This is a genomic window from Streptomyces sp. HUAS MG91, assembly GCF_040529335.1.
In the GTDB taxonomy this organism is placed as follows: Bacteria; Actinomycetota; Actinomycetes; order Streptomycetales; family Streptomycetaceae; genus Streptomyces; species Streptomyces tabacisoli.
Window position 1 is genome coordinate 5,837,679 of record NZ_CP159534.1, and the last position, 22,349, is coordinate 5,860,027.

Genomic DNA, 22,349 nt, shown 5'->3' on the forward strand with positions numbered 1-22,349 from the left:
TGCTTCCTTCGTCTGGGGGCGCTCAGCCGAAGCTGAGCTTGTTCGTCTTCCACTGGCTGTCGGCGCTGATGACGGTCGTCCCGGCGCCGAGCGCGGTCTTGCCGCCGGCGTAGAACTTGATGCTGCCGTCGGAGGCCATCGCCCACAGGTCGGGGATCTTGTCCTTGTTGACGTCCGGGGTGCCGTGCAGGAACGCCGTCGGGTACGCGCCGGCGGTCCAGCCCGACGCGTACGTGGAGTCGGTGCCGCCGAGCGAGTCCGCGGACGTGGACAGCGAGGCCAGGGTGGCACCCCCGGTGCCGGCGGGCGCGCCGAGCCGCAGCCGCAGGTTGTCCGACTCCGAGCGGAACAGCAGGTCGGGCGTGCCGTCGACGTTGACGTCGCCGACCGTGACCAGATCGCGGTCGAGCCAGGCGGACGTGGCGATCTGCGCGGCCGTGGAGAACGTCGCGCCGGTGTACCCGGTGAACGCCCACAGGCCGCCGCCGGTCGTCGTGGCGAACAGGTCCATCCGCCCGTCGAGGTCGTAGTCGCCGAGGATCATCTGGTCGAACGTGGCCGGGGACGGGGCGTTCGACGGCAGCCGGACGTCCAGGCGCCGGTCGATGTCGGTGCCGCCGTAGCCGTCGCCCCGGTACACGTACAGCTTGCCGTCGGGCATCCGGGCCAGCAGGTCGCTGACGCCGTCGCCCGGCATCAGGTCGCCGCTGTGGGCGATCAGCGCGGGCCTGCCGTCGGCGCCCTTCCAGTAGCCGGCGGCGAGGGGTTCCTCGCTGTCGTCGGGGGAGTTGATGAGCAGCTCCCCGTCCTTCTCGGCGGCCGACAGGCTGCGGTGCAGGTCCCCGGTCTCGCTGGAGGGGTACATGCGCAGATTGCCGTCGCTGTCGATGGCGTACACGTCGGGAATGGTGTCGCCCGTGACGTCACCGGGCTTGTCGGCGGCGTCGCGCGGGGTCACGTAGAAGACGTAGGCGGTGGGCCCCGACGGATTGCCGGCGGCGTCCTTGGCGCACACGTACAGGACGTTGGGCCCCGCCAGTTTCGGGGTGAGGGTCACGGTGCCGGTCTTGCCGGCCGCCACCGTGAGCGTGCTGGAGCAGGACGAGGAGTTGAGCGCGTACCCGAAGGCGGTGACGTCGGTGTCGCCGTCCGGGGCGAAGGTGAAGGTGCCGGACTCGCCGAACCTCTTCGCCGACCACACGTCGCCGTTCTCGCCCTCCTCCGGATAGTCGGTGGAGGTGACGACGGGGGAGTTTGGGAAGCTGGCGTCGTAGACGAACCGGCAGGTCGGGTCGTAGCCGGACTTGTTGAGCGGCGCCCAGTCGGAGACCGCGTCCGTCTCGTCCTCGGCCTGCACCTGCCAGGAGTACGTCCAGCCGTTGGTCAGCGACGAGGCCGGGTACTTCACCGAGGCGTTGCCACCGGTGGTGGTGGCGCCGGACTTCTTCACGGTCGTGGTGTCCTGGTAACCGGTGTGCCACAGCTCGAAGTTGAGCTTGTCCAGGTCCTTGTCGGCGTCCGAGCTGTGCGCCGACAGCACGAGGTCGCGCCTGCCGACGCGCGGGTACGGCTCGGTGCGGCTGCACGTCGGGCCGGGGGACATGTCCAGCGAGGAGGGCACGGCGGGCTTGCGGTAGTAGTTCACCGAGAGGCGCGGCGCCGAGGACCCCTCCGCCTTGAACTTCTTCCAGGCGTACGTGGAGGACTCGTCGTAGGCCTGGAAGCCGATGGTCGTCGAACCCCAGCCGCCGTCGGCCGCGTCCTGGGCGAGCCCCTTGGCGTCGAAGCTCACGTAGGCGTCGGGGCACGACGAGTTGTAGCCGTGCGCGATGTCGTGGGTGTCGAGCTTGGTCTTCCAGTCGGGCTGGTTGTTCCAGGTGGTCTTCGAGGAGATCGAGCCGGTCTGCCACAGCTCGACGACGCGCCCCGAGCACGACCACGAGTACGTCTCCAGGACGCGCACGCTCGCCGAGGTCACCTTGGCGCCCTTGATGTTCTCCAGGTCGAGCCGGAAGAAGGAGCGCGAGGTGCCCCAGGTGTCGGCCTCGTAGCCGACGCGGGCCTCGGTGGTGCCGGTGTTGTAGTTGGCACCGTCGTAGAAGCTGGAGGACGGGTACTTCTTGTACGCGGTCGTCCAGTTGGTGGTGTGCCCGTAGAACGACGGGTCGATGAAGAGCGGGTACTCGGTCGACTCGGCCTGCGCCAGCGCGCGGGCGGGCGTGACGGTGAGGATGGTGTCCCCGGTGCCGGGCGCGCTGAGGTCGGCGTCCGCGGTGGCGGCGTGCGTGCCGCCGTCGGGTCCCGCGAGGCCGCGCAGGGTCAGGACCTGGTCGTCGGTGAGCCGCTCGGTACCGGTGCGCCAGGCGGCCGACCGGACACCGCTGCCGCCGTCACCGCCCGTGAAGGCGGCGGGGTCGGCGTCGGGCGCCGTGGCCGGATCGGTGGGCGCGTCCGTGTCGTCGGCGTCCGAGGGCGCGTCCGGGGTCTCGTCGGCGCCGTCGTGCGGGGGCGCGCTCTGGTCGGTGGCGTGCGGGGCCGGCTCCTCCGACGGCTCCGCGGGCTGCGGGTCGGCGCCCTCGGTGACGGCGGGCTCGCCGGCCGAGTCCCACATGTACGGGGTGGGGCTGACGGCGATCTCCGCGCCCGAGGCGTCCTGCGCGGTGACCGACTTCGTGCCCGGGTCGAGGTGGAAGGTCAGGTCCGGCGAGGACAGCCCGTACGACAGCGTGCGCAGCGCGTCCGAGGCAGCGGCCTCGGCGGTGTGCACGATCAGCACGTGGTTGAAGCCGCTGTCACGCGCGGTCAGCAGAAGGTCCACGTCCGGCAGCACGTCCCGGTACAGGGCGCGCTCGCCGTCGATCACCGGGGCGGGCAGCGTGCCCGGCCAGGACAGGGTCACCTCGTGGCCGGCGCTGGTGAGCGTGACGAGATCGGTGAACTCCGCCGCATCGCCGCTTGCTTGGCGGGCCGACGCGGTACCGGTGCCGTTCGCGGACACGGTGAGGACGGCGGACCGCACGGCGCCGTGGGACGTCGCCGGGCCGGTGCGCGCGGAAGCGCGTCGCGCGCTGTGCGTCGCCCTGCCGCCGCCCGCGGAGAACACCACCGGGTCGGCGGACGCCTTCGGGGCCCAGCCCCGCGCGGTGCGGTGCAGTTCGGTGTCGAGCGGCTTCCACTCGCCGTCGACCTTCGCCCGGAACGGGGCCGCGGACGCCTCCAGCTGGAAACTGCCGTCGGGCTTCGCGTACGTCGTCGTGGACTCGGTGCGCAGCTCGGTGACCTCGACGCGGCGGCCGGTGGCCCGCGCCCTGTCCTGTGCGGCCTGTTCGCCGACGGTGGCCCGGGCCGTGCCGCGGGTGTCCCGCGCGGGCGCCGCGTCGTCCACCAGCAGGGGGACCAGGACCCCGGCCCCCAGCGCGGCCGCCACGCAGGCGGCGATCGCCCCTGAGGCGCGACGGCCCGGCAGACGCCGGATGAGACGACGATCCACGGCAGTGAACCCCCTTGTGGAAACCGCGGTTGGGCAGAGCCGCTAGAGCATGAACGACACAGTCCCGTTGCGCCAGCTCCACCCGTCACACACAGCTGTGACGGAATTGTGATCACAGGATGGAACCCGCCGACCGCCCTGGCAGTCAGGGTGTCGGCTGTCTGGGGACTTAATCTCCGATGTGCCATGAAATCCGACATCCCGTCACTTGGTTCGATCGGAGATGATCAAGAAGGTCGGGTACGTCCAACTCGCCGCGCTCACGGCGGATTCGGGGCGACTGGTCGCGCTTGCCGCTAAGTGAAGCGACTCGCTCCGCTTGTGCCGCTTGGCGGCGTGACGCACCTCACGATTGGCCCTGACGGCCCGTTTGACCTGCGCATGGCTGGTCCGCATGATTCCGCCGATCGGTTTCATCGCGACGGGTGTACGGATCCCTGACGTTCGGTCAGCCTCCGTCGCTCCTGCCTTGATTGGGGGCTTCGGCGACGTGTGGGGTGCGCTCTCTTGGTCCGGCCGCGGGCGACTGGCCCGTACCGGTGTCCGGCGACGCCGGCGGGCCGCGCTGCGGCTGACGGTGATCGGTGCGCTGTTCATGGCGCTCGTCGTCGGGACTTTCGCCGGCAGCGCCGCGGCCGCCCCGCCGCCCGCCGGCGATCGCAGCGGCGTCGACCTCGTGGACCTGCCCGACCGTGACCCGGCGCTGGCCGCCGAGGACAACGCCCTCGACGAACTGACCACCTCCGAGGCGGCACCGCCCAAGGAGTACGACCCGGCGGCGACCGCCGTGCCCGTCGACACCACGCCCGCGCAGGAGGAGGTGACCGACCTCGCCCCCGGCGCCAGCGTCGCCGTCGGCGACCTGCCCATCGAGGTCGGCGCCCCCGACGACGCCACCGCCGAGGAGGCCGCCTCCCTCGAAGGCACCTGGCAGGCGTCCGTGGTCCCGCAGACCGAGCTGGACGCCGTCTCCATGGAGGGCCTCGCCTTCAAGGTCACCCCGCCCGCGGACGCGACCGGCGAGGCCACCGTCTCCCTGGACTACACGGCCTTCGCCGAGCTGTACGGCGCCAACTGGGCCGACCGCCTCAACCTCGTGCAGTACCCGAGCTGCGTCCTGACCACCCCGGACGTCGAGTCGTGCACCGAGCCCGTCGCGCTCGACACCGACCAGGAGGTCACGGCGAAGGACGACGACGTCGACGACGACGGCAAGCTCGACGGCCGCCGTCAGCTGACCGCCACCGTCGACGTCGCCGCGCTCGCGGGCACCGCCTCCGGCACGACCGCCACCACCGCGCGCGCGGACGGCAAGGGCACCGACCTCGCCGGGGACGCCGTCTACCGCGGCCCGCCCGGAGCGAAGGCCGCCACGCAGGCGGCCGGCTCCGGCTCCGGCGCGAGCGTCCTCGTCGCCGGCTCCCACGGCAGCGGTTCGGGCGGCGACTTCTCCGCGACCCCGCTGGTCAGCGCGGGCAGCTGGTCGGCGGGCGGCTCGTCCGGCGCGTTCACCTACTCGTACGCCCTGAACGCGCCCAGCGTCCCCGGCGGCCCCTCGCCGAGCGTGGCGTTCTCGTACAACTCGCAGGTCGTGGACGGCCGCACGTCCGCCACCAACAACCAGCCGTCCTGGATCGGCGACGGCTGGGAGTACAACCCCGGCTCCATCACCCGCACCTACAAGGCGTGCACCGACGACCGGGACAAGGGCAACAACGCGAACCACAAGACCGGCGACCTGTGCTGGGGCAGCTACAACGCGGTGATGACGCTCGGCGGCACCACCACCGAGCTGGTCAGGAACGACGCCGACGGAAGCTGGGTCACCGCCAACGGCGACGGCTCCAAGGTCGACCTGATCAAGGACACCTCGCTCGCCAACGGCGACGACGACGGCGAGTACTGGCGCATCACCACCCGCGACGGCATGCGCTACTACTTCGGCCGCAACAAGACCGCCGTCTGGAAGGACGGCGACCCGCTCACCAACTCGGTCCTGACCGTGCCCGTCTCCGGCAACCAGTCGGGCGAGCCCTGCTACGACGCGTCCTTCGCCAAGTCCTTCTGCGACCAGGCCTGGCGCTGGAACCTGGACTTCGTTCTGGACCCGCAGGGCAACATGATGTCGCTGTGGTGGAGCAAGGAGACCAACCACTACGCCAAGGACAACAAGTTCAAGGCGTCCGTCTCCTACGACCGCGGCGGCTACCTCAACCGCATCGACTACGGCCAGCGCGCCTCCACCGTCTACACCGCGAAGCCCATCTCGCAGGTCGTCTTCGACGTCGACGAGCGCTGCTTCAAGGAGGGTGAGGTCAGCTGTTCCGACGCCAACTTCACCTCGGGCAACTTCGCGCAGAACCGCATCTGGTACGACACCCCGTCGGACCTCTACTGCGCGGGCGGCACCAAGGAGTGCTGGGTGCCCGTGCCCACCTTCTGGTCCCGCAAGCGCCTCGCCAAGGTCACCACGCTGACCCAGCGCACGGAGGGCTCCACCGCGCTGACCCCGGTGGACCGCTGGACCCTGGACCAGTCGATGCCGGCCCACCGCACCGACGAGGGCACCGCCCTGTGGCTGGAGTCGATCACCCGCACCGGCTACACCGCCGACGGCGAACCGGCCGAGGAGTCCCTGAACCCGGTCGAGTTCCTGCCCAACACGCAGTCCATGCCCAACCGCGTCAAGCGCGGCGCGAAGGACCCCAACCCCGTCTTCGACCGGCTGCGCATCCAGCGCGTCGTCAACGAGTACGGCGGCGAGACCGTCGTCGACTACAAGAAGCCCGCCGAGGACAGCGCCTGCGCGACCGGCACCGGCTTCCCCAAGCCCGAGGCGAACACGGGGCTCTGCTTCCCCGCGTACTGGCACCCCGACCCCGACAAGGCCGACGAGACGATCGACTGGTTCCACAAGTACGTCGTCGACGGCGTACGGGAACTGCCCAACGTCGCCGGGAGCCCGGCCGAGACGACGGCGTACGAGTACGTGGGCGGCGGCGCCTGGGGGCTCAACCAGGCCGAGTTCTCCAAGAAGAAGACCCGCACCTACGACCAGTGGCGCGGCTTCGGCCTGGTCCGCACGATCACCGGCGCGGACTCCACGACCCCGTACACCTCCACCACCCGCGGCATGTCCGAGACCCGCTACTTCCGCGGCATGGACGGCGACCCGCTGCCCGGCGGCGGCAAGCGCGAGGTCGTCGTCACGGACCACGACGGCGCCAAGATCGCCACCGACGACCTCGCCTACCAGGGGCGGGTCGCGGAGACCCTCACGTACACCAAGTACAACGGCGAGTTGCTGACCCGCTCGGTCGACTACCCGACCACGCCCGAGGCCCTCGCCACCCGCGCCCGCGACGACGGCGTCCCGCCGCTGAAGGCGTACCGCGTCAACACCGCGAAGTCGAAGACCTGGACCCGGTCCTCGGGCAGCGGCGACGACACCGACGAAGAGCGCACGACCACGACCACCAGCACCTACGACCCCACCTACGGCCTGCCCGTCACGGTGGAGACGACCGCCGACACCGAGACCGGCGACACCACGTGCACCGTCAACTCCTACGTGCACAACACCGAGGCGAACCTGATCGGGCTGCCCAAGCAGTCCCTCACCACCGCCGGCACCTGCGCGCACGCCCCGTCGGCCACCGCCGCCGAGTGGATATCGGGCTCCCGCGTCGCCTACGACAACCAGGCCTACGGCACCGCGCCGACCACCGGCCTCGCCACCGGCACCTGGGACATCAGCGGTGACGGCGGCGCCTGGACCGACAACGGCACCGTCACCTACGACGGCTACGGCCGCCCCACCAGCACCACGGACGCGCTGAAGCACAAGGAGACCACCGCCTACGGGCCGAGCACCGGCCAGGTCTTCAAGGTCACCAGCACCAACGCGCTCAGCCAGTCCAGCACCTCGACCATCGACCCGGCGCGCGGCACCACGCTCAGCGACACCGACCCCAACGGCAACACGACGGCCTACGCCTACGACGCGTACGGCCGCACCACCTACGCCTGGGCCCCGGGCCAGACCCCGGGCGACACCGACGAGGCCTCGGCCCACTTCACGTACACGATCGTGCAGGGCGAGCCGGTCCACGTGACCAGCGAGAGCCTCAAGGAGGACGGCTCCTACGACACGGGCGTCACCTTCTACGACGGACTCGGCCGCGAACGCCAGCGCCAGGAACCGGCCGTCGGCGGCGGCCGCCTCGTCACCGACACGCTGTACAGCGCGGACGGCACGGTCAGCCAGACGAACAACGCGTACTTCGCCAACGGCGCCCCGGACGACGAGATGTTCGACGTCGAGTCCGACGGCCAGGTGCAGAACGCCACGCTCTACGCCTACGACGGCCTCGGCCGCGTCCTGACGGAGACCCCGTACCTCGCGGGCGTCGCCAAGCCGACCAAGGCCACCAGCTACCAGTACGGCTACGACTACTCCGTCGTCGACGACCCGGCCGGCGGCACCAGGCAGCGCTCGTACACCGACGCGCTCGGCCGCACCACCCGCGTCGACACGTACACGGACCTCAACCGGACGGTCTTCCGGTCCACGCGCTACAAGTACGACGCCCGCGGCGACCGGGTGAAGGCCGTCGACAGCGAAGGCAACGCCTGGTCGTGGACGTACGACGCGCGCGGCCGCGAGCTGACCGCGACCGACCCGGACACCGGCACCTCGCACACCACGTACGACGTCCTGGACCGCGCGGAGACCACCGAGAACGCCCGCGGCATCAAGGTCTGGACGAAGTACGACGACCTCTCGCGCCCGCTCGAACAGCGCCTGAACAACGACTCCGGCACGCTGCTCCAGGCCAACACCTACGACACGGTCACCGGCGGCATCGGCCAGCCCGCCACCTCCACCCGCTACACCGACGGCCTGGGCTACACCCAGTCGATCACCGGCTACACGGAGGACTACCAGGCGACGGGACAGCAGCTGAAGCTGCCGCCGTCGGTCGCCACCCAGTACGGCCTGAAGGACACGTACACCTACGCCTACGACTTCTCGAAGCAGGGCCAGCTGCGCTCCACGACGCTGCCCGCGGCGGGCGCGTTCGACTCCGAGAAGGTCGTCACCCGCTACAACGAGGACGGGCTGCCGGTCTCCACCTCCGGCCTCGACTGGTACACCGCCGACACGGAGTACAGCCCGTGGGGCGAGGTGCTGCGCTCGGTCGCGGGCGAGCAGCCCAGCCGGGTGTGGACGACGAACCTCTACGACAGCACCACGGGTGAACTGAACCGTCAGATCGTCGACCGCGAGTCCACCACCGACACCACCGCCGTCACCGGGCACCGGGTCAACTCCCGAACCTACGCCTACGACACGGCGGGCAACATCACGCAGACCACGGACGTGTCGGGCACCGCGACCGACCGCCAGTGCTTCGTCTACGACGGGCTCGGCCAGCTCACCGAGGCGTGGACCTCGCCCAACGAGGCGTGCAAGGCGGCCGGGAAGACGTCCGCGGCCCCGTCCTACGACGACGGCACGTCCAACGTGACGGCGGCGAACGACGGCTACTGGCAGTCGTTCAGCTACGACGAGATGGGCAACCGCAGGAAGCTCGTCGAGCACGACGCGGCAGGCGACACCGCCAAGGACGCGACGACCGACTACGCCTACGGCAAGGCGGACGGCAGCCAGCCGCACACGCTGACCGGCATGGAGCGCACGTACACCACGGACGCGGGCGCCCACGTCAAGGAGTCCTCCACGCTCCAGTACGACGAGGACGGCAACACCACGACGCGCACGACGGGCGGCAACGAGCAGGGCCTGACCTGGACCTGGGACGGCCAGGCCGAGACGGTGTCCGGCTTCGGCGCGAACGGCTCGGGCGAGTTCGTCAACACGGCCTCCAAGCGCTGCCTCGACGTGCAGTCCTCCTCGAACGTGGCCGGCACCCCGCTGCAGATCTACTCCTGCAACGGCACCAAGGCCCAGAAGCTGCGCATCGACCCGGACTCCGACAGCGACTCCACCACGGGCGCGCTGAAGGTGCTCGACCAGTGCGTGATGCCGAAGGACGGCGCGAGCACGGCCGGCACCGCCGTCGTCATCGCGAAGTGCACGGGCGCCGCGAACCAGCGGTGGACCACCACGTCCACGGGCACGCTCAAGCACGTCGCCTCCGGCAAGTGCGCGGCGCTGCCCGGCGGTACGACGACACCGGGCACCGACCTCCAGCTCGCGACCTGTGACGGTTCCGCGGGCCAGGTGTGGAAGCCGGCCGACGAGATCCGCTACGTCTACGGGCCCACCGGCCAGCGACTGCTCGCGCTCTCCGACAGCGAACACACCCTGTACCTCGGCGACACGACGGTCTCCACCGACGCCGCCAACGCCCTCGCGTACACCGAGCGGTACTACTCCCAGCCGGGCGCGTCCACCGTGATGCGGCACGCGCAGGGCACGGCGGCGGCCACCTTGTCGGTGCAGGTCGCCGACCAGAACGGCAGCGCGTACGTCAACGTGCAGCTGGCGCAGGGCAACAAGGTCCAGTTCTCCAAGGCGACCCCGTTCGGCACGGAGCGCGCCGAGAGCGCGAGCTGGCTCTCGCACCAGGGCTACGTGGGCGGCGGCGAGGACTCGTCCACGGGCCTGATCCACCTCGGGGCCCGCGAGTACGACCCGGTCACCGGACGCTTCCTGTCCGCCGACCCGGTCGTGGACCTGGGCGACCCGGTCCAGCTCAACGGCTACGTCTACTCGGAGAACAACCCGGTCACGTACGCGGACCCGTCGGGCCTGTCGTCCGGCACGGACGCCTCCGACTACTACGACGGTCCCTCCGACTCCGCGGTGTCGGGCGCCCGCTCGACGGCGGCGCGCACGCTCGGCGACGTCATCCTGTCGACCGGCTGGGCGGTCCTGAAGGAGTTCCTCGGCTGGAACGACGTGGTCGGCTGCTTCTCCCGCGGTGACCTGTGGGCGTGCGGCAGCCTCCTGATGGACGCCATCCCGTGGGGCGCGATCTTCTCCAAGGGCAAGAAGATCTGGAACGCCGTCAGGGCGACGATCAGCGCCGTCAGCGCGTGGCGCAAGGCCGTGACCCAGGCCAAGCGGGTCCTCGCGCTCGCGAAGAAGGCCTGGGAGATCGCCCGCAAGATGGCGGCGGCGGCGAAGGCGGCCGCCAAGCGGGCCGCGCAGCTGAAGAAGAAGGCGCAGGCCGCGAAAGCCGCCGCGACCCGCGCGGCGAAACGCCAGACACAGAAGATCGGCAACGCGACACAACGCAAGGCGCGTTCCGAGGCCAGGAAGACGGCGAGCAGCAAGCCGAGCACGACGGCCCGGAAGAAGTCCGAGGGCGGCGGCAACGAGACGAGCGGCGCCAAGGCCGACGAGGGCGAGGCCGCGTCCTGCCCCGTCAACAGCTTCACGCCCGGCACCCGGGTGCTGATGGCGGACGGCACCAGCAAGCCGATCAAGGACGTGAAGCTCGGCGACAAGGTCCTCGCGACCGACGCCGAGACCGGCGACACCACGGTCGAGACGGTCACCGCCGAGATCCTCGGCCAGGGCCTCAAGCACCTGGTGAAGGTCACGGTCGACGTCGACGGCAAGAAGGGCACGAAGACGGCGTCGGTCACGGCGACCGCCGGTCACCCCTTCTGGGTCGAGGAACTCCACACCTGGCTCGACGCCACCGACCTCGCCCCGGGGGAGTGGCTGCGCACCAGCGCCGGCACGTACGTCCAGATCACGGCGGTCAAACGCTGGACGGTCACCTCGGCGACGGTCCACAACCTGACGGTCAGCAATGTCCACACGTACTACGTGCTGGCAGGGGCCGCGCCGGTCCTGGTCCACAACTGCGGGAAGGGCCCGGGCGGCCAGGACACCGCGGACGCGGGTCACGTCTACGAAGGCGGTCAGTACCAGGATCTCAAGGATCCGACGACCGGAAACAACTACCCGGGTACGGAGATCAACCACGTACCGCCCGCGTCCCTGGCCGAGGCGAACCTCGGATACCGTACAGGCCCCGCTGTGCGCATGGACTACGTCGACCACCGGGCGGTCTACTCGACAGGTAGTTCCCGAGCGGCGAAGGCGTGGCGCATGTGGCAGCAGGAACTCATCGACGGTGGACGCGTGGATGAAGCCGTGCAGATGGATATCAACGATATCCGCAACAGATTCGGGTCCAAATATGACGGCGCCATCAGTCAGATGCTGGCAGGGATGGCGAACAACCCCGCCTATCAAGCCATGAGACGGATTCCGAGTGTGGTCGGCTAGGTGGCGCAGAATTCTTCAGGAGACAGCGTGAACATTTCGGTGGACCCTCCGGACCGGGTCGGTCCCATCGCTCTCGGGATGTCCGTTGAACAGGCCGATGACGCACTGCGGCGCATTGACGGCCTTCAGGCGGAGGACGGGCCGCGGGAGCCCCTGCACGGCCAGGCGAACTACGCGAGCGGGCTGAGCATTCACACCCATTTCGGTCCGGGTTCCCTGGTGAACGCGATTGAGGTGTTCCGGCCTCGGGCGGATGTCTCCGTGCTGCTGCATGGATTCGACATCTTCGGGCTGCCGGCTCAGGAAGTGGTCGAGCGGATCGGCGAGTTCGCGGAACTGGAAGAGGAGGAGCGCGGGTGTTCGTTCATCGCCCCGGAACTCCTTGTCGCGCTGTGGCGTCCCTTCGTGTCGACCACCGAGGAAGATGAGCAGGGCTACTACTTCCAGTCTGTTCTCGTGGCTCGGCCCGGATATTACGATTGATCTCCCCTGAGGGGGAACTGGCGAAGGTGGAATATGCGTAAACGTGTGGTGTTCGGACTGCTGTCCGGAGTCATGGGGTTGGGGCTCGTCGGCACCACCGCCATGACGGCCGAAGCCACCACCTACGAGGGCGGCGTCTCGTTCTCGAAGGTGGTGTTCAATGACGGGGACCCGATCGTCGTCGGCACGACGAACAGGGTGAGGGTCCCGCTGACGTTCACCGTGAAGAGCACATCGGCGCTCGACTCGTGGGAGGTGTTCGCCTACCGCGGCACGCTCGGCAAGAGCGACTACACGCTGGCCGGCAGTGAGACCGAGTTGAGCTGCTCGAAGTCGACGAGCGGCGGGGTGACGACGCGCGCCTGCAAGTGGATGATCGACATCGAGCCGCGCCACATGCCCAGCGGCAACGGCGGCTCGCTCGTCAACAGTGACGCCACCGCGTGGAAGACCGCCGGCACCGGCATCAAGCCGAACGGCAGCTGGGACACCGACGGCCTCTCCGGCACCGTGTCCCTCCAGCGGTACTCCCGGCTGACCGCCAACGCCTCGCCCGAACCCGCCGTCAAGGGCAAGAAGATCACCGTCACCGGTGTCGTCCAGCGCGCCGACTGGTCCGCGCACAAGTACGTGAACTACGGCGGCCGCAAGGTCTACCTGCAGTTCAAGCCCGCCGGTTCGAACACCTACACCTCGGTGAAGGCCGTCACCGCGAGCAGCACCGGCAAGCTGTCCACCACCGTCACCGCCGACAAGAGCGGCACCTGGCGCTGGAAGTACTACGGGAACTCCACCACCGGAGCGAGCACCTCCACCGGTGACTCCGTCACGGTTGGCTAGCGACCGCCGGCGCCCCCGAGTCGTACCGGCCCATCAACCGATCGGTTGATGGGCCTTCGAGCGTGATGGGCGATGCCGGCACCCCACCCCTGACGCGAATCTTGAAGCATGACGACAGGGACCAGTACCACCGCCACGGCACCGCTCATCGAGGTGAGCGGGCTGCGCAAGGCCTACGACGGCCGGGCCGTCGTCGACGGGGTGTCCTTCTCCGTCGACGAAGGGGAGATCTTCGGAATCCTCGGACCCAACGGGGCCGGCAAGACCACCACCGTCGAGTGCGTGGAAGGACTGCGGACACCCGATGAGGGGCGGATCCGCGTCGCCGGGCTCGACCCCGTCCGCGACCACGCCACCGTCACCGGCATCCTCGGCGCCCAGCTCCAGGAGAGCGAGATCCAGCCGAAGCTCACGGTGAAGGAGGCCCTGGAGCTGTACTCGGCGATCTACCCGGACCCCCTCGACTGGCGGCCGCTCGCCGAACGGCTGCGCCTCACCGACAAGCTCGGCACCCGGTTCGCCAAGCTCAGCGGAGGCCAGAAGCAGCGGCTGTTCATCGCCCTCGCGCTCGTCGGCAACCCGCGCATCGTCGTCCTCGACGAACTGACCACCGGCCTCGACCCGCGCGCCCGCCGCGACACCTGGGAGCTCATCGAGGACGTACGGGAGCGTGGCGTCACCGTCCTCCTCGTCACCCACTTCATGGAAGAGGCCCAGCGCCTCTGCGACCGCATCGCCGTCATCGACAAGGGCCGGGTCGCCGCGCTCGACACCCCGGCCGGGCTGATCCGGCAGGCCGCGGGCGCCACCGTCATCTCCTTCACGCCGTCGGGCCCGCTGCCCGAGGGGGACCTGGCGAAACTGCCGGGCCTCGCCTCCACCGACCACCGCGACGGCCGGATCACCCTCACCGGCAGCGACGAGACCGTCAACGCCGTCATCACCCTGCTCGCCCGGCACCACATCACCGCCCACCAGCTGCGGGTCTCCGACGCCACGTTGGACGACGCGTTCCTCGACCTGACGGGAGTCGGCCAGTCATGAGTACCGCCGTCGTCACCAACGCCCCGAACAAAGCCGTCCTGAAGGCCGAGTTCACCCTCTTCCGCCGCGAGGCCGGCAGCCTGATCGGCATCCTGCTCTTCCCGATCGCCCTGCTGGTGATCCTCGGCTCGATCCCGTCGTTCCGCGAGGTCGACCCCGGGCTCGGCGGCATCCGCCTGGTCGACGCGTACGTGCCCGTCACCGTCCTGCTCGCCATGATCGCGGGCGGCATCCAGTCGATGCCGCCGATCATCACGGGCTACCGCGAGCGCGGCGTCCTGCGCCGCATGTCCACGACGCCGGTACGCCCGTCCGCGCTGCTCAGCGCGCAGATGGCCATCCACGGAGCGGCGATCGTGCTGGGCGCCGCGCTCTGCCTGGCCGTCGGCCGCATCGCCTTCGACGTGGCCCTGCCCCGGCAGCTCGCCGGATACCTGCTCGCCCTGGCCCTGTCCGTCGTCGTCGCCCTCTCCCTCGGCGCGCTGATCGCCTCCCGCGCCCGTACGACGAAGATCTCCAACGCGATCGGCACCGTCGTCTTCTTCCCGGCGATGTTCTGCGCGGGCGTGTGGGTGCCGGTGCAGGCGATGCCGGACGCGCTCGCGCACATCGTCGAGCTGACCCCGTTCGGCGCCGCCGCCCAGGCCCTGAACCAGGCCATGGCAGGGGACTGGCCCGGCTGGTCCCACCTGCTGGTGCTCGCCGTGTGGGCCGTCGGCCTGTCCGGCGCCGCCGCCCGCTGGTTCCGCTGGGAGTGAGCATGACCGACGGCGCGGACCGGCACACTGGCGGCATGCCCCAAGGATCCGTACGCGACCGCACGGACGCCGCCGAACTCGCCGACGCCGTCGCCACCGCCGAGAACCCCTGGCGCGTCGTGCACCGCTACGGCGCGTACGTGCTGCTCGCGGTCGGGGTCGTGCTGCTGGCCGCCACCTCCGACGTGATCGGCATGAGCCGCACGGACTGGTACGTCGCGGGCGGCCTGTCCGCCCTGGCGCTCGTGCTCCAGCTGGCCTGGACCGTGACGGAGCCGGAGCCGATGCGGGTGTCGGCGGTGAGCGCCGCCTTCTACTGGACGCGCTGGGCGATCGCGTTCGTCGTCACCCTGATCAACCCGTTCTTCGCGTTCTTCGCCGCGGTCGGCTACTACGACGCCGACCGGATGCTGCCGCGCTGGCAGCAGCGGCCCGCCATCCTCGCCTCGGTCGTCATCGTGGCGGGCTCCCAGTCCGGCGGGCTGTGGCCGCGCAGCCCGCTCGCCTGGGCCGTGTTCGGCGCGCTCATCGTCGCCAACATGGCGTTCGTCGTCATCACCGGGCACCTCCAGGAGAAGGAGCAGGAGCGCGCCCGCGTCCAGGTCCGCACGATCCACGAGCTGGCGGAGACCAACGCGGCCCTCCAGGCGGCCCTCGACGAGAACGCCCAGCTGCACTCCCAGCTCCTCGTCCAGGCGCGGGAGGCGGGCGTCGCCGACGAGCGGCGCCGGCTGGCCGCCGAGATCCACGACACCATCGCGCAGGGCCTGACCGGCATCATCGCCCAGCTCCAGGTCGTCAAGAACGCCCCCACCCTGGAGATCGCCCGCGAGCACCTGGACCGCGCCGACGCCCTCGCCCGGCACAGCCTCGGCGAGGCCCGCCGCTCCGTGCACAACCTCTCACCCGCCGCCCTCGCCGACGCCAGCCTGCCCGAGGCCCTGAAGAAGACGGTCGCCGAGTGGGGCGGACGCACCGGCGTACGCGCCGAGTTCACCCTCACCGGCACCGCCCAGCCGCTCCACGACGAGATCGAGGCGACCCTGCTCCGGATCACCGAGGAGGCCCTGTCCAACGCCGCCCGGCACGCCCGCGCCACCCGCCTCGGCGTCACCCTCTCCTTCATGGCGGGCGAGGTCACCCTCGACGTGCGCGACGACGGCCGCGGCTTCGACCCGCTCGCCCTGCCCGCCAGGACCGGCACCGCGGGCTTCGGCCTCGACGGGATGCGGGCCCGCGCCGAACGCCTCGCCGGTGACGTCACGATCGAGTCCGAGCCGGGAAGCGGCACGGCGATCTCCGCTCGCGTACCTTTGGTGCCCCATGACCAGTGACAGCAGCGCCATCACCCTCCTGATCGTCGACGACCACCCGGTCGTGCGCGACGGCGTCCGCGGCATGTTCGACTCCGCCCCCGGCTTCACGGTCCTCGGCGAGGCGGCGAACGGGGTGGAGGCGGTCGCCCGCGTCGCCGAACTCGACCCGGACGTCGTCCTGATGGACCTGCGCATGCCGGGCGGCGGCGGGGTCGACGCCATCAGGGAACTGGCCCGCCGCGGCGCCCGCGCCCGCGTCCTGGTCCTGACGACGTACGACACGGACTCCGACACCCTGCCCGCGATCGAGGCGGGCGCCACCGGCTACCTCCTGAAGGACGCCCCGCGCGAGGAGCTGTTCGCGGCGGTGCGCGCGGCCGCCGAGGGCCGCACGGTGCTCTCCCCGGCGGTCGCCTCCCGCCTGGTCACCGCGGTCCGCACGCCCGCCGCCCCCGCCGACGAGACGCTGTCCGCCCGCGAGCGCGAAGTGCTCGTCCTGGTCGCCCGGGGCACCTCGAACAAGGAGATCGCGCGCGAGCTGTTCATCAGCGAGGCCACGGTCAAGACCCATCTCACCCACATCTACGGCAAGTTGGGCGTCAAGGACCGCGCCGCCGCGGTCGCGGTGGCCTACGACCGCAAGATCCTCGGCTGAACGTCCCGGTCAGGCGATCTCCTCCGGCGTCACCGTCACCCACCCCCGGTCGGCGGTCACCGGCCGCCCCAGCTCCCGCTGACGCCGCGCCCCGTCCGCCTTCAGCCGCTCCAGCTCGGCGAGCGGGCCGTCGCCCCGGTCGACCCACAGCCGTACGCCGCCGGCCTCCACGTCCACCGACCGCAGCAGCATCGGCCCGTCGCTCGCGGGCGTGTCCCCGGCGGCGAGCACCGGGCCGCGCCAGGCGTCGATGTGCGTACGGATGGCGGCCGGCTTCCCCTCGTACCAGGTCAGCGGCGCCAGCAGCGTCGACGTCAACTCCCGCTCCGCCAGCGCCCGCTCGTCGACTACGCCGGCCGCGAGCTCCTTGCGCGAACTCGTCACGTCCCCGGTCACGGGATCCCTGAGCAGGGCGGCGGCCCCGATGACGTTCCGCGGTGGCACGCCGTAGCCGTAGCGCGGATCGGCCAGCAGCATCCGTACGAGGTCCTCGGACGCGGCGCTCACCACGTACACCTCGATGCCGTGCGCGCGCAGCACCCGGTACAGCTCCTGCATGCCGCGCGACACCCGGGGCGGCCGGGCCCCGCCGGGCAGCGGGCCCTCGTACGCCATCAGCGCGTCGACGTGGCTCTTGAGCGCGCCCAGCGTGAGGCCGGAGAAGATCTGCGCGGCCCACGGATAGCCGACCAGGTCGTCGATGGCGCAGAGTCGCCCGTAGTACTCGGTCAGCGTCTCCCGGCGGTCCGCCGTGTCGTGGAACGGGACGACCGCGAGCGACGGCTCCATCGTGTCCCTCGTCAGCACGCCCCGCAGCTCCAGGAAGGGCAGCAGCGACTCCTCCAGATCACCGCGGTACGTGGTGTTGTCCGCGTCGAACACCGCGTAGGCGCCCCGGTGTTCATGGGCCGCGACGACCCGGGCCAACTCCCTGGCCTGCGGGCGCGGCCAGTGCGACAGCTCGGCTGCGATCTCGTCGACGGTGGCGTCGGGGTGCGTGCGGGGGCGGGGGCGTTGGTCTGCGCGGGTCACGCCGGGACATCGTAGGGCGCGCCCTCCCGGCGGCTCTTACCGGCCTTCTCCCGACGCAGCCGGATTCCCCGTTGTTCCGCCGCGTCCGGCGACGACACGCTGACCGGCGTGGATATGTCCTTGTCCGCCGGGCGGCCCGGCGTCCCGGCCGCCCGGCCGCGACGGCCGCGGCCCGCGGGCGTGCTGCGCGCCCTCGCCGTGTTCGCCGCCGTCCGCCTCACGGGCCTCGTCCTCGTCGTCGTCCTCGAACACTGCGCGGGGCGTGACCGCGGGGCCGGGGCGCTGACGCACTCCTGGGACTCCAAGTGGTACCTGAGCATCGCCCGGTACGGATACGACCATCACTGGAGGGAATCGGCGGCCGGACTCCTCCAGACCGACCGGGCGTTCTTCCCGCTGTACCCGGCGCTGATCAGAGCCGTCTCCACCGTGCTGCCCCTGTCGACGGGCCAGGCGGCGCTGTTGATCGCGTGGAGCGCGGCGCTCGCGGCGGCCTACGGCGTGTACGCGGTCGTCCACCGGGTCCACGGGGTCGCCGTCGCCACCGTCACCGTCGCGCTGTGGGCGATGCTGCCGCACTCGGTCGTCCTCACGCTCGCCTACACCGAGCCGCTGTTCTGCGCGCTCACCGCCTGGTCCCTGCACGCGCTGCTCGCCTCCCGCATGCTGCTCGCGGGCGCGCTGTCCGCGCTCGCGGGCCTGACCCGGCCGAGCGGCTTCGCGATCGCCGCGGCCGTGGTCGCCGTGGCCGTCCACGAGGCGGTACGGCACCGGGGGCGGGTCCCCGCGAGCCTGTGGGCCGGGGCCCTGCTGGCCCCCGCGGGCTGGGCCGGATACGTCCTGTGGGTCGGTGTGCGCACCGGCGACCCGCTGCACGGCTACTTCACCGTGCAGGCCGCCTGGAACTCCCGGCTCGACTTCGGCCTCCAGGGACTGCGCTTCCTGCGCGCGCTGTTCCTGCACGGCGGCAAGGCCGGCTATCCGCTGGCGCTGGTGATCGTCGCGGCGGCGCTGCTGCTCTTCGCCCTGCTGTGCCTGGACCGCGCCCCGCTCGCGCTCCTGGTGTACACGGGCGCGCTCGTGGCCCTGGTGGTCCTCGCCTCCGGCCCGTTCGGCTCCAAGCCGCGCTTCCTGCTGCCCGCGTTCCCGCTGCTGATCCCGATGGCACGGGCCATGGTCCGCGGCTGGTGGGCGCGCCGGGCCCAGGTGCTCGCGGTGGCGGCGGCGCTGGGCACGGTGTCCCTCTGGTACGGCGCGTACCTGGTGGTGCTGGCCCGCCAGCCGCTATGAGGCCGCCGCCGTGGGCGGGCCCGGGGGCCGGGAGGTCGCCGAAGGACCGGGCGAGGGCGTCGCCGACGGGCTGAGGGAGGGCGTGCCCGACGCCGAGGGGGCCGGAACGGGTGCCGGGGTCCTGGACGCCGGGTGCGGCGCCGGGCTCGTACGACGTGCGGCGGGCCGGTGCGGGGCGGGCGCCGCCCTCTTCGGGTGCGGGGTGTGCACGGGGACGCGGGGGTGCCGGTGCGCCGGAACACCGGCCGGCGCGGGGGAGACGGGGTGCGTCGCCGTCGGCGCGGGCCGCCGGTGCGCGGGCCGCGCCACGTGCCGCGCCCGCACGGCGTGCCCGAACAGCGGCGCGGACGCGCGCGGCGGGAGCGGCTCCGGGGTCAGCCCCGCCACCCAGCCGGACGCGGTGCTGATCACCCCGGCCAGCGCGATCGAGCACACCGCCACCCGCAGCGGGCGGCGCCGGGCCGTCGCGGTGAGCGCGACCCGGCCGAACCGGCGCAGCACCCGGGCCAGCAGCACGCCGATCCCGACCAGCGGAAGCAGCAGCAGGACCAGGCCCAGTACGGCGACCGCGCAGGTGGCCGCCCGCCCCTCGGAGGCGGCGGTGACGGCGGCCGCGGCCTGCGCGGTGAGGGAGCGGGTGGCCGTCGCGACGATCCGCGGCAGGTTCCACAGGCTGTAGCCGAGGTCGGCGAGGACCAGCGGCACCAGGACCAGCACCCACAGCGAGAATTCAGTAAGGGAACTCTGAAGAAATGCCCTAAGTCCGTACGCGCAGCAGCAGCACCGTCCGCGCCCCCACCGTCACCGTGCCGCCCGCCGGGTGCACCACGTCCGGTGCCGCCTCCTGCGCCTCCTGGCCGGTGTCGACGACGACCTCGTACTCCCTGGCCCACGGCTCGCCGGGCAGCACGAAGCCCTCCGCGCGGTCGCCCGCGTGCAGCACCGCGAGGAAGCTGTCGTCCTCGACCGGCTCGCCGCGGGCGTCCCGGCCCGGGATGTCACGGCCGGAGAGGTACATGCCGAGCGTCGCCGCCGGCGCGTACCAGTCCCGCTCCGTCATCTCCGTACCGCGCGACGTGAACCAGGCCAGGTCCCGCAGCCCGTCCGCCGAGTGCGCGCGCCCCGAGAAGAACGCCCGGCGGCGCAGCACCGGATGCGCGTGGCGCAGCGCGATCAGCCGGGAGGTCAGGTCGAACAGCGCGCGCCAGCCCGGCTCGTCGAGGAGGCCCCAGTCGACCCAGCTGATCTCGTTGTCCTGGCAGTAGGCGTTGTTGTTGCCGCGCTGGGTGCGCCCGAACTCGTCGCCCGCGACCAGCATCGGCACCCCCGTCGACAGCAGCAGCGTCGTCAGCAGGTTCCGCAGCTGCCGCCTGCGCAGGGCCGCCACCGACGGCTCGGCCGGTTCGCCCTCGGTGCCGCAGTTCCACGACCGGTTGTCGCCCGACCCGTCCCGGTTGCCCTCGCCGTTCGCCTCGTTGTGCTTGCGCTCGTAACTCACCAGATCGCGCAGGGTGAACCCGTCGTGCGCGGTGATGAAGTTGACCGACGCGTACGGCCTGCGCCCGCCCCACGCGTACAGGTCGCTCGACCCCGACAGGCGGTAGCCCAGATCCCGTACGTCGGGCAGCGCGCCGCGCCAGAAGTCCCGTACGGCGTTGCGGTACCGGTCGTTCCACTCCGTCCACAGCGGCGGGAACGCGCCCACCTGGTAGCCGCCCGAGCCCACGTCCCACGGCTCCGCGATCAGCTTCACGCGCCGCAGCACGGGGTCCTGCGCGATGACGGCGAGGAACGGGGAGAGCATGTCGACGTCGTGCATGGAGCGGGCGAGCGCCGCCGCCAGGTCGAAGCGGAAGCCGTCGACGCCCATCTCCGTCACCCAGTAGCGCAGCGAGTCCGTGATGAGCCGCAGCACGTGCGGCTGGACGACGTGCAGGGTGTTGCCGCAGCCCGTGTAGTCGGCGTAGCGGCGGGCGTCGCCCTGGAGGCGGTAGTAGCCCCGGTTGTCGATGCCCTTCAGGGACAGCATCGGGCCCAGCTCACCGGCCTCCGCCGTGTGGTTGTAGACGACGTCGAGGATGACCTCGATCCCGGCGTCGTGCAGCGCCCGCACCATCCGCTTGAACTCGCCGACCTGCTGTCCGGCCGTGCCGGATGCCGCGTACGCCGCGTGCGGGGCGAAGTAGCCGATGGAGTTGTAGCCCCAGTAGTTCTTCAGGCCCCGGCGCAGCAGATGGTCCTCGTGCGCGAACTGGTGCACCGGCAGCAGCTCCACCGCCGTCACCCCCAGCTTCACCAGGTGCTCGATCGCCGCCGGGTGCGCGAGACCCGCGTACGTCCCGCGCAACTCCTCGGGTATGCCGGGGTGTCGGCGGGTGAACCCGCGCACGTGCAGCTCGTAGATGACGGAGTCGGCCCACGGGGTCTTCGGGCGCCGGTCGTCCGCCCACTCGTCGTCGGGCGCGTCGTCGTGCACCACGACGCCCTTGGGGACGTACGGCGCCGAGTCCCGGTCGTCGCGCACGGTGTCGGCGACGTGCTGCTCCGGCCAGTCCCGTACGTGCCCGTAGACCTCCGGCGGCAGCCCGAACTCCCCGTCCACCGCACGCGCGTAGGGATCGAGGAGCAGCTTCGCCGGGTTCCAGCGGGCGCCCGTCCACGGATCCCAGCGGCCGTGCACCCGGAAGCCGTAGCGCTGCCCCGGACGCACCCCGGGCACGAACCCGTGCCAGATCTCGTGCGTCAACTCGCTCAGCGGCGACCGGCTTTCGCGGCCCTCCGCGTCGAACAGGCACAGCTCCACCCGCTCCGCGCCGCCCGCCCACAGCGCGAAGTTGGTGCCCGCGACCCCGTCGGGGCCGACCCGGAAGCGGGCCCCGAGCGGCATCGGCGCGCCCGGCCACACCGGACCCACCGGGGACGTGAACTCCCGGTCCCGGCCCCGCCCGATCAGCGCGGACGGCACCGGCCGCCCCTGACCCGCCACACCGTCCGGCACGGCTGTCCCCGTGCCGGACTGCACGGCCTCCTGCTCGGGTGCGCTCGACACCTGTCAGCCTCCCGCGGCTCCACGACTGGTCGGCCGGAGCAGGGCGCGCGGCGTCCCGGCCGCGCTCCCCTCAAGCCCTCCCCACTGTTCTGCCCAGAGCTTGGCTCGCACTCACGTTTC

At 71.5% G+C, this 22,349-nt stretch carries 12 protein-coding genes; 8 read left to right on the forward strand and 4 right to left on the reverse strand.

Annotated elements, in window-relative coordinates:
• Positions 1 to 22 precede the first annotated feature (22 nt).
• Positions 23 to 3,490: an FG-GAP-like repeat-containing protein gene (locus ABII15_RS26700; protein WP_353944817.1), complete on the reverse strand. Its 3,468-nt coding sequence runs from the start codon at positions 3,488 to 3,490 to the stop codon at positions 23 to 25.
• 469 nt (positions 3,491 to 3,959) lie between these two features.
• On the opposite strand from ABII15_RS26700, the gene ABII15_RS26705 reads away from it, so the two are divergent.
• The 7 genes from ABII15_RS26705 to ABII15_RS26735 all read left to right on the forward strand — a co-directional run bounded on the left by ABII15_RS26705 (position 3,960) and on the right by ABII15_RS26735 (position 16,858).
• Positions 3,960 to 11,762: a ricin-type beta-trefoil lectin domain protein gene (locus ABII15_RS26705; RefSeq protein ID WP_353944818.1), complete on the forward strand. Its 7,803-nt coding sequence runs from the start codon at positions 3,960 to 3,962 to the stop codon at positions 11,760 to 11,762.
• 27 nt (positions 11,763 to 11,789) lie between these two features.
• Entirely contained in the window at positions 11,790 to 12,245 is a 456-nt protein-coding gene (locus tag ABII15_RS26710) for a hypothetical protein (RefSeq protein WP_353944819.1), read from the forward strand.
• A gap of 33 nt (positions 12,246 to 12,278) precedes the next feature.
• Entirely contained in the window at positions 12,279 to 13,085 is an 807-nt protein-coding gene (locus ABII15_RS26715; protein ID WP_353944820.1) for a hypothetical protein, read from the forward strand.
• 108 nt (positions 13,086 to 13,193) lie between these two features.
• Positions 13,194 to 14,129, forward strand: a complete 936-nt coding sequence (locus ABII15_RS26720; protein ID WP_353944821.1) for an ABC transporter ATP-binding protein — start codon at positions 13,194 to 13,196, stop codon at positions 14,127 to 14,129.
• The gene (locus tag ABII15_RS26725) at positions 14,126 to 14,887 is read left to right on the forward strand and encodes an ABC transporter permease (RefSeq protein WP_353944822.1); all 762 of its coding nucleotides are present in this window, start codon (positions 14,126 to 14,128) and stop codon (positions 14,885 to 14,887) included. Before ABII15_RS26720 ends, ABII15_RS26725 begins: the two co-directional genes overlap by 4 nt.
• Positions 14,888 to 14,922: 35 nt before the next feature.
• Positions 14,923 to 16,221: a sensor histidine kinase gene (locus tag ABII15_RS26730; RefSeq protein WP_353944823.1), complete on the forward strand. Its 1,299-nt coding sequence runs from the start codon at positions 14,923 to 14,925 to the stop codon at positions 16,219 to 16,221.
• Positions 16,211 to 16,858: a response regulator transcription factor gene (locus ABII15_RS26735; RefSeq protein WP_353944824.1), complete on the forward strand. Its 648-nt coding sequence runs from the start codon at positions 16,211 to 16,213 to the stop codon at positions 16,856 to 16,858. Before ABII15_RS26730 ends, ABII15_RS26735 begins: the two co-directional genes overlap by 11 nt.
• Before the next feature lie 9 nt (positions 16,859 to 16,867).
• On the opposite strand, the gene ABII15_RS26740 is transcribed toward ABII15_RS26735, so the two are convergent.
• Complete coding sequence (locus tag ABII15_RS26740; protein WP_353944825.1) at positions 16,868 to 17,890, reverse strand: haloacid dehalogenase-like hydrolase; 1,023 nt, start codon at positions 17,888 to 17,890, stop codon at positions 16,868 to 16,870.
• Positions 17,891 to 18,004: 114 nt separating this feature from the next.
• Between ABII15_RS26740 and ABII15_RS26745 the strand changes: the two genes are divergently transcribed.
• A complete protein-coding gene (locus tag ABII15_RS26745) occupies positions 18,005 to 19,180 on the forward strand; it encodes a hypothetical protein (protein WP_353947209.1) in 1,176 nt (391 codons plus the stop codon).
• Here ABII15_RS26745 and ABII15_RS26750 read toward each other — a convergent pair.
• The gene (locus ABII15_RS26750) at positions 19,175 to 19,897 is read right to left on the reverse strand and encodes a hypothetical protein (protein ID WP_353944826.1); all 723 of its coding nucleotides are present in this window, start codon (positions 19,895 to 19,897) and stop codon (positions 19,175 to 19,177) included. The genes ABII15_RS26745 and ABII15_RS26750 overlap by 6 nt on opposite strands.
• Positions 19,898 to 19,937: 40 nt before the next feature.
• Entirely contained in the window at positions 19,938 to 22,145 is a 2,208-nt protein-coding gene (gene glgX, locus ABII15_RS26755) for a glycogen debranching protein GlgX (protein ID WP_353947210.1), read from the reverse strand.
• Positions 22,146 to 22,349: the final 204 nt, after the last annotated feature.

Bases quoted from the DNA above. Each gene is read 5' to 3' on its own strand.
- ABII15_RS26725 (WP_353944822.1), top strand. From the start codon at position 14,126: ATGAGTACCGCCGTCGTCACCAACGCCCCGAACAAAGCCGTCCTGAAG.
- ABII15_RS26730 (WP_353944823.1), top strand. From the start codon at position 14,923: ATGCCCCAAGGATCCGTACGCGACCGCACGGACGCCGCCGAACTCGCC.
- ABII15_RS26720 (WP_353944821.1), top strand. From the start codon at position 13,194: ATGACGACAGGGACCAGTACCACCGCCACGGCACCGCTCATCGAGGTG.
- ABII15_RS26745 (WP_353947209.1), top strand. From the start codon at position 18,005: ATGTCCTTGTCCGCCGGGCGGCCCGGCGTCCCGGCCGCCCGGCCGCGA.
- ABII15_RS26735 (WP_353944824.1), top strand. From the start codon at position 16,211: ATGACCAGTGACAGCAGCGCCATCACCCTCCTGATCGTCGACGACCAC.
- ABII15_RS26715 (WP_353944820.1), top strand. From the start codon at position 12,279: ATGCGTAAACGTGTGGTGTTCGGACTGCTGTCCGGAGTCATGGGGTTG.